Below are 5594 nucleotides of genomic sequence, written 5' to 3'. Positions count from 1 at the left end.
GGTAGAGCAAAAGTGGATTACTGCTTTGCCTAATTGGGCTTTAACTATGTCTCAACTTGATATCTTTTTTCCTGGTAGGTTAAAAATTGAGTTGAATTGAAAATGCGGTTTGACACACTTTTTTGAACGTTCCCAAAAAAATTTTTGAAATCGTATGTACTAAACAATATCTACTCAACGCAAATTACAACAAACGCAGTAGCATAATCTTGATCATCACTTAGAGAAAGGTGTATCTTGTAGTCTTTCGAGATGAAATCCTTTGTCATAGCAAGATGTGGTTTTCCCCTGATATTACTGTATATTTCTATATCTTTCATTATAATTCCTTGGCTGAATCCAGTGCCTAGCGCTTTAACAAAAGCTTCCTTTGCAGCAAAGCGTTTAGCAAAATATTTTGCTCTTACTTCTTGGCTATTATATTTTTTGCTTATCTCTATCTCCTTCTTAGTATAGACTTTATTGAGAAATTTTTCCCCGTATTTTTGTGATATTCTCAATATTCTGGGTATATATACTATGTCAGTGCCAATACCGTATATCATTTTGCGCTAAAACGATTTATTGCTTCTTCAACTTGTATTTCCTCTACCTCTCCAGTTGCCCTATTTTTTACTTCAACTGTATTTTCACTTACTACTTTTTTTCCAACAATTATTTGCCACGGCAACCCTATCAGATCCATTCTGGCAAATTTCACTCCTACACTTTCGTCCGTATCATCATAAAGCACTTCATCGCTTTTCAAAGCTTTGTATATTTTATCTGCAGCCTCCGTTACTTTTGTTTGTAAATTGATCAAACCAACTTTAAAAGGAGCTACTGCCTCTGGCCAGATAATTCCTTTATCATCATGGAAAGCTTCTATTATTGCGCCAACAAGCCTTGAAACTCCAATACCGTACGAACCCATATGCATATTAACATTTTTTCCATCTTGAGAAGTAACACTTGCCTTCATAGGCTTCGAATATTTATCACCAAAATAAAAAATGTGCCCTATTTCAATACCTTTACTAACATTTAACTGTTCTTGCGGTATAGGACAAATTTTAGGATCATGCATATCGTCTGCAACTGCATATATGCTCTTCAGGCTTTCAATATCTTCACTCTCTAGCAGTTCAGAAAATTTATTGTCATAATATAAAGTGCTCTCACCGGTGCTTGCCAATATATGAAATTCATGACTTAAATTTCCTCCAATTGGTCCTGTATCTGCCCTCACTCCAATTGGAGTAAGCCCCATTCGTTTGAAGATTTTTATGTAAGTTTTGTACATCATGTTGTATGAGTTCAGTGCACTTTCGTAATCTACATCAAAACTATACGCATCCTTCATCAGAAATTCTCTGCCTCTCATAACGCCATAACGAGGTCTTACTTCGTCACGAAACTTCCACTGAATTTGATATAAACAAAGTGGCAAATCTTTGTAACTTTTTACCGTATTTCTAATCAAATCAGTTACCACCTCCTCATGTGTTGGACCAAAAAGCATATCGCTTTCATGCCTATCTTTAATACGTAGCATTTCTTTGCCGTAATCATCGTAACGTCCTGACTCTCGCCAAAGACTTGCTGGCTGCACACAAGGCATCAACACTTCAATAGCACCAATTTCATCTCTGATAATATTTTCAATATTTTTAAGTACCAAAAGACCAAGCGGCAGCCAAGAATAAATTCCAGATGCTGTCTGCTTGATTAAGCCCGCACGTAACAAATATTGATGAGAAATAATTTCAGCACCAGCCGGGGTTTCTTTTAAAGTTGGCAGGTAATATTGAGATAAGCGCATTTCATAAATCTGATTGTACTAAGCAATCTTAGTACAATCAGACCTGTAGGTAAACTTATTTTAAGAAGAGTGTACTACTTTCTCTTACCTTGATCCATGACATGTTGAAGTTGAAATACGTGTGGCTTGTACATCATAACGTTGTGCTTGTTCACCATAACGTTTAGAAATTTCCCTAACAGAATGAGATGGTTTTTGCATCTCACTATTCGTTGGGTCAACATTATTTGCTTGTGCTGCAGGAGAAGCTTCACATTTCGTTTTTGAATTAACAGGCTTAGGCGATATCGGTGGCTTCTCTACCTCTGATGCAGAACGTGGTGGAGTTGTGGATTTAGGTTTTACATTATCATCAGATTCATGACCACTGTCAGGACTCTTGCTTCCTCTTTCATCTTCTGGTTGGGAGTTTGAAGGCGTAGGTTTTTCCTGGATTTTGTCAGCTTTTTCTCTTTCGGTTTTTTCGATTCATCATTGCTCCAATCATCACTGTCACTGTGGTCAGAAACTTCACTTTCACTACTAGAAAAAGATCCCGTTCCTATTCTCCTCTGCAGGATCTTACCTATCTCATAATCATGACATTTGGCACCCGCAGGTAATGACTTATTTTGTTCAGAATCAATAGCCTTCTCCGGTGCACCATCATTAATAGGTTTTAACTTCGTACCTTTTCTTATCTGTTCAAGCAGAGCAGAATATTTATTAGCCTTCTCCGGTGCACCATTCTTAGGTTTCTCCGTACACTTGGAAGCTGTAGGAGGAGGTGGTAGTGGTGCAGCATTTTGTGGCAATGGAGGAGGTGGTGGTGGCGGTAAAATGGGTGTTTCAGCTATTACTGAAAGTGATGATGTATAAGTATTGCTCTGTTCAAGTTCCTTTGCTTTCTGTAAATCTTGTGATTGTTCTCTACCAGGATCAACTTTTTTCTCGCTGTTTATTGCAGAAAGGTGTGAATTGATAAGATATGCAGCTAAGCTCAACATAACCGATGCAGAAACAAAAGCAATAACTGTGAAAAGTACTGGATCACTTAGTGTTACTGAAATCGAAAGATATGTATATATACCAGCTGTAACACTAGATATACATAGCAACAAAGTAGCAATTGAATATTTTAAGGCAGTTGCCTTGCTTATGCCAACTGAAGTATTAACCAAAATGGGAGTATCGATTTTTTGTTCTGTTGCAAGTTGAATAGGATTCTCAGATAGCCCTTTTTCTGATTGAGTACTATTGTTAGTTCCTGAATTACTGGAAGGTTTGTTACTATTACAATTACCTTGTTGAGAACTAAAAACTCTAGTTGATACAGGCTTGTGAGTTAATCCTCTATTTGGCTCACTCTGTCTAATATTGCTTCCTTCATCTGCAGTTTCGCTATTTACATTATGTTCTTCTTGTTTTTTCTTAAATAGTGGATTTTCTGCAAAATTAAGAGATGATTGTTGAACAGGACTCTTAGATTGATCTCTTATTGCCACTGCTGCTTTTTTCTGCAGTAACACTAGGAGATTTTCCATTTTTATTGTTATGCTTACAAGTGTTTTTCCAATCCGGAGGTGGGGGAAGTGGCGGTGGCGGAGCTGATGATGGTGTGTTATTATTAGATAAATCATTAGTAAGCATTTTTCTTCCTCATTATTAATATTATATTAATAATAATTAAATTATTAGTACTTGTCAATAATTTATGAGTAAGTTAATATTAAGATAATAAAATAAAAAGGAAAGAGAGAGGAGCAGTCTTCTAAGAAGAAATAGAAGCTGTCTTAAACCTCAAGACCTTCCTTCATCACTTTGTTACTACAGCACATTATCAATGTTTTGGTATAGAGTAATCAGAATTTAGTGTTAGCTATTTTTATGATAACCTCTCTTAAACAATTGATATTTTGCGGTGTTTGTGATAAAATGATAGCTTAAGGCTTAAAATAAAAGTTTATGAGTGAAGCACAAGGTCCAAATATTGCAGAATGGCAGGCACAGCAGCAACACCAGGAAGCCGCTAGTGAGAAAAGTGGTTTCGGTCTTGGTCATAGCGACTCTATTGCAACAATTGTGGATGGAATGAAGTGGATGTTCAACTTTCATGAAGGAGCAATTGCTGCTTATAATAATGTGTTTGAAGGTTTGGTCAGTGGTAGCAGTCTAGTAACGTTATTTGGGAAATCAGGTAATATGTTTGGCATAAAATTTCTTGAAAGTCTTGCAGAATATTTTTCAGGTGGTGGTGGAGAAGATATGCCATCAGAAGGAATGGGTATGGACTACGGTGATGAGGGGCATCATCCGGATGATTATCCCCACTCTAACAATGAAATAGCTCAAAGTGCCGATGGTTTGCATGATATGCATGATGCAGGTGATCATCATGGCCAATCTTTTTCACCTGGTCCTTCACCATCTGTTGGTGATGATCATGAGCTTGGTTACTAAATAACTAAGAAGATTTTATTGTAATTAGTGAAAAAAGTTTCAGTTTTAGGATCAACAGGAAGCATTGGAAAAAAGACTGTAGATTTGCTCTCAAAGAGAAAGGAAGAATATCAGGTGGAAGCACTAAGTGCCAATTCTAACTTTGCTCTGCTAGCACAACAGGCAAATCTACTTAATGCAAAATATGCTGCCATTTCTGATGAAAGGTTCTACAAAGATTTAAAAGAAGATCTACTTGGTACAAACGTCAAAGTAGAAGTTGGTGCTCCAGGTCTAGCAAATGTTGCTTCTCTACCTGTTGATCTCTCAGTTATTGCAATAGTTGGCATCGCAGGCCTTGAGCCAGTTATAAAGGTTATAGAAAGCGGTACTAAAGTTATTGCTCTAGCAAATAAAGAAAGCATTGTTTGTGGTGGCAAGTTACTGCTTGAAAAAGCTAAAGAAAGGAGCGTACAAATAATCCCTATTGACTCTGAACACAACGCAATTTTTCAAGTTTTGCAAAATGATGATAAATGTGTAGAAAAGATTATACTCACTGCCTCTGGTGGACCATTTTTAAATTATAGCCTTGAACAATTAAGAAATATCACAGTAAATCAGGCACTAAGTCACCCTACTTGGAAAATGGGAAAGAAAATCTCAGTTGATAGTGCAACAATGATGAATAAAGCACTAGAAATAATAGAAGCACATCATTTCTTTAATATTAGCCCAAATAGAATTGAAGCAGTAGTGCACCCTGAATCGATAGTACATGGAATTGTCGTTTATCACGATGGATTCAGCTTTGCTGTGCTTGCAGAAACTGATATGGAAACTCCCATTGCATATGCTTTGTCTTGGCCAGAAAGATCAACTTTGAACTACAAGTTAGACTTAACAAAACAAAAAAAATTGACTTTTCAAGAACCAGACCACAAATGTTTTTCTTCACTAAAGCTAAGCATGGAAGTGTTAAATTCTTCTTCTCCACATACAAATAGTATTGTTTTGAACGCTGCAAATGAGATAGCTGTTAATGAATTCTTGAAATCACGAATCGGCTTTTTAGAAGTAGTAGAGGTAGTAAAATCAACAATAGAAAACTTTGACAAGTACTCTGATATTAACTCACTATCTGACATAATAAGTGTCGATTTTGAAAGCCGTATTATTGCTAACAAAATTATTGAAAATAAAGGTATCCGTTCAGCAGAGTGGTAAAATAAGGTAGACGAGAAAAGACAACTAAATGGTCAAGTAGACCCATTTCATACTCCTGTCATCTCAGTACCTTGCCTTTTTGTCATCCTATAGTATTTCCTAAAGTAAATGATAAAGGTATAATAAAGTATTTGAGTTATAATGGCAT

General features: G+C 36.3%; 5 protein-coding genes. 2 read left to right on the top strand and 3 right to left on the bottom strand.

Annotated features, from left to right (window positions below; all coding sequences use genetic code 11):
• Positions 1 to 170 precede the first annotated feature (170 nt).
• The 3 genes from JR312_RS05740 to JR312_RS05730 all read right to left on the bottom strand — a co-directional run bounded on the left by JR312_RS05740 (position 171) and on the right by JR312_RS05730 (position 3324).
• Positions 171 to 545 carry a holo-[acyl-carrier-protein] synthase gene (locus tag JR312_RS05740; RefSeq protein WP_264331129.1) on the bottom strand — a complete coding sequence of 125 codons (375 nt, stop codon included), beginning with the start codon at positions 543 to 545 and terminating at the stop codon, positions 171 to 173.
• Complete coding sequence (proS, locus tag JR312_RS05735; RefSeq protein WP_264331130.1) at positions 542 to 1801, bottom strand: proline--tRNA ligase; 1260 nt, start codon at positions 1799 to 1801, stop codon at positions 542 to 544. Before proS ends, JR312_RS05740 begins: the two co-directional genes overlap by 4 nt.
• Positions 1802 to 2142: 341 nt before the next feature.
• Positions 2143 to 3324 carry a hypothetical protein gene (locus tag JR312_RS05730; RefSeq protein WP_416647934.1) on the bottom strand — a complete coding sequence of 394 codons (1182 nt, stop codon included), beginning with the start codon at positions 3322 to 3324 and terminating at the stop codon, positions 2143 to 2145.
• A gap of 421 nt (positions 3325 to 3745) precedes the next feature.
• Between JR312_RS05730 and JR312_RS05725 the strand changes: the two genes are divergently transcribed.
• Positions 3746 to 4240 (top strand): hypothetical protein, encoded by a 495-nt coding sequence (locus tag JR312_RS05725; RefSeq protein ID WP_416647933.1) that lies wholly within the window; start codon positions 3746 to 3748, stop codon positions 4238 to 4240.
• A 27-nt stretch (positions 4241 to 4267) separates the two neighbouring features.
• Positions 4268 to 5446 carry a 1-deoxy-D-xylulose-5-phosphate reductoisomerase gene (dxr, locus tag JR312_RS05720; protein WP_264331134.1) on the top strand — a complete coding sequence of 393 codons (1179 nt, stop codon included), beginning with the start codon at positions 4268 to 4270 and terminating at the stop codon, positions 5444 to 5446.
• Positions 5447 to 5594: the final 148 nt, after the last annotated feature.

The organism is Wolbachia endosymbiont of Nasonia giraulti, from assembly GCF_048054155.1.
Classification (GTDB): domain Bacteria; phylum Pseudomonadota; class Alphaproteobacteria; order Rickettsiales; family Anaplasmataceae; genus Wolbachia; species Wolbachia pipientis_C.
Note: the sequence above shows the minus strand (reverse complement) of the source record. Positions and strands in the feature narration are given on the sequence as shown.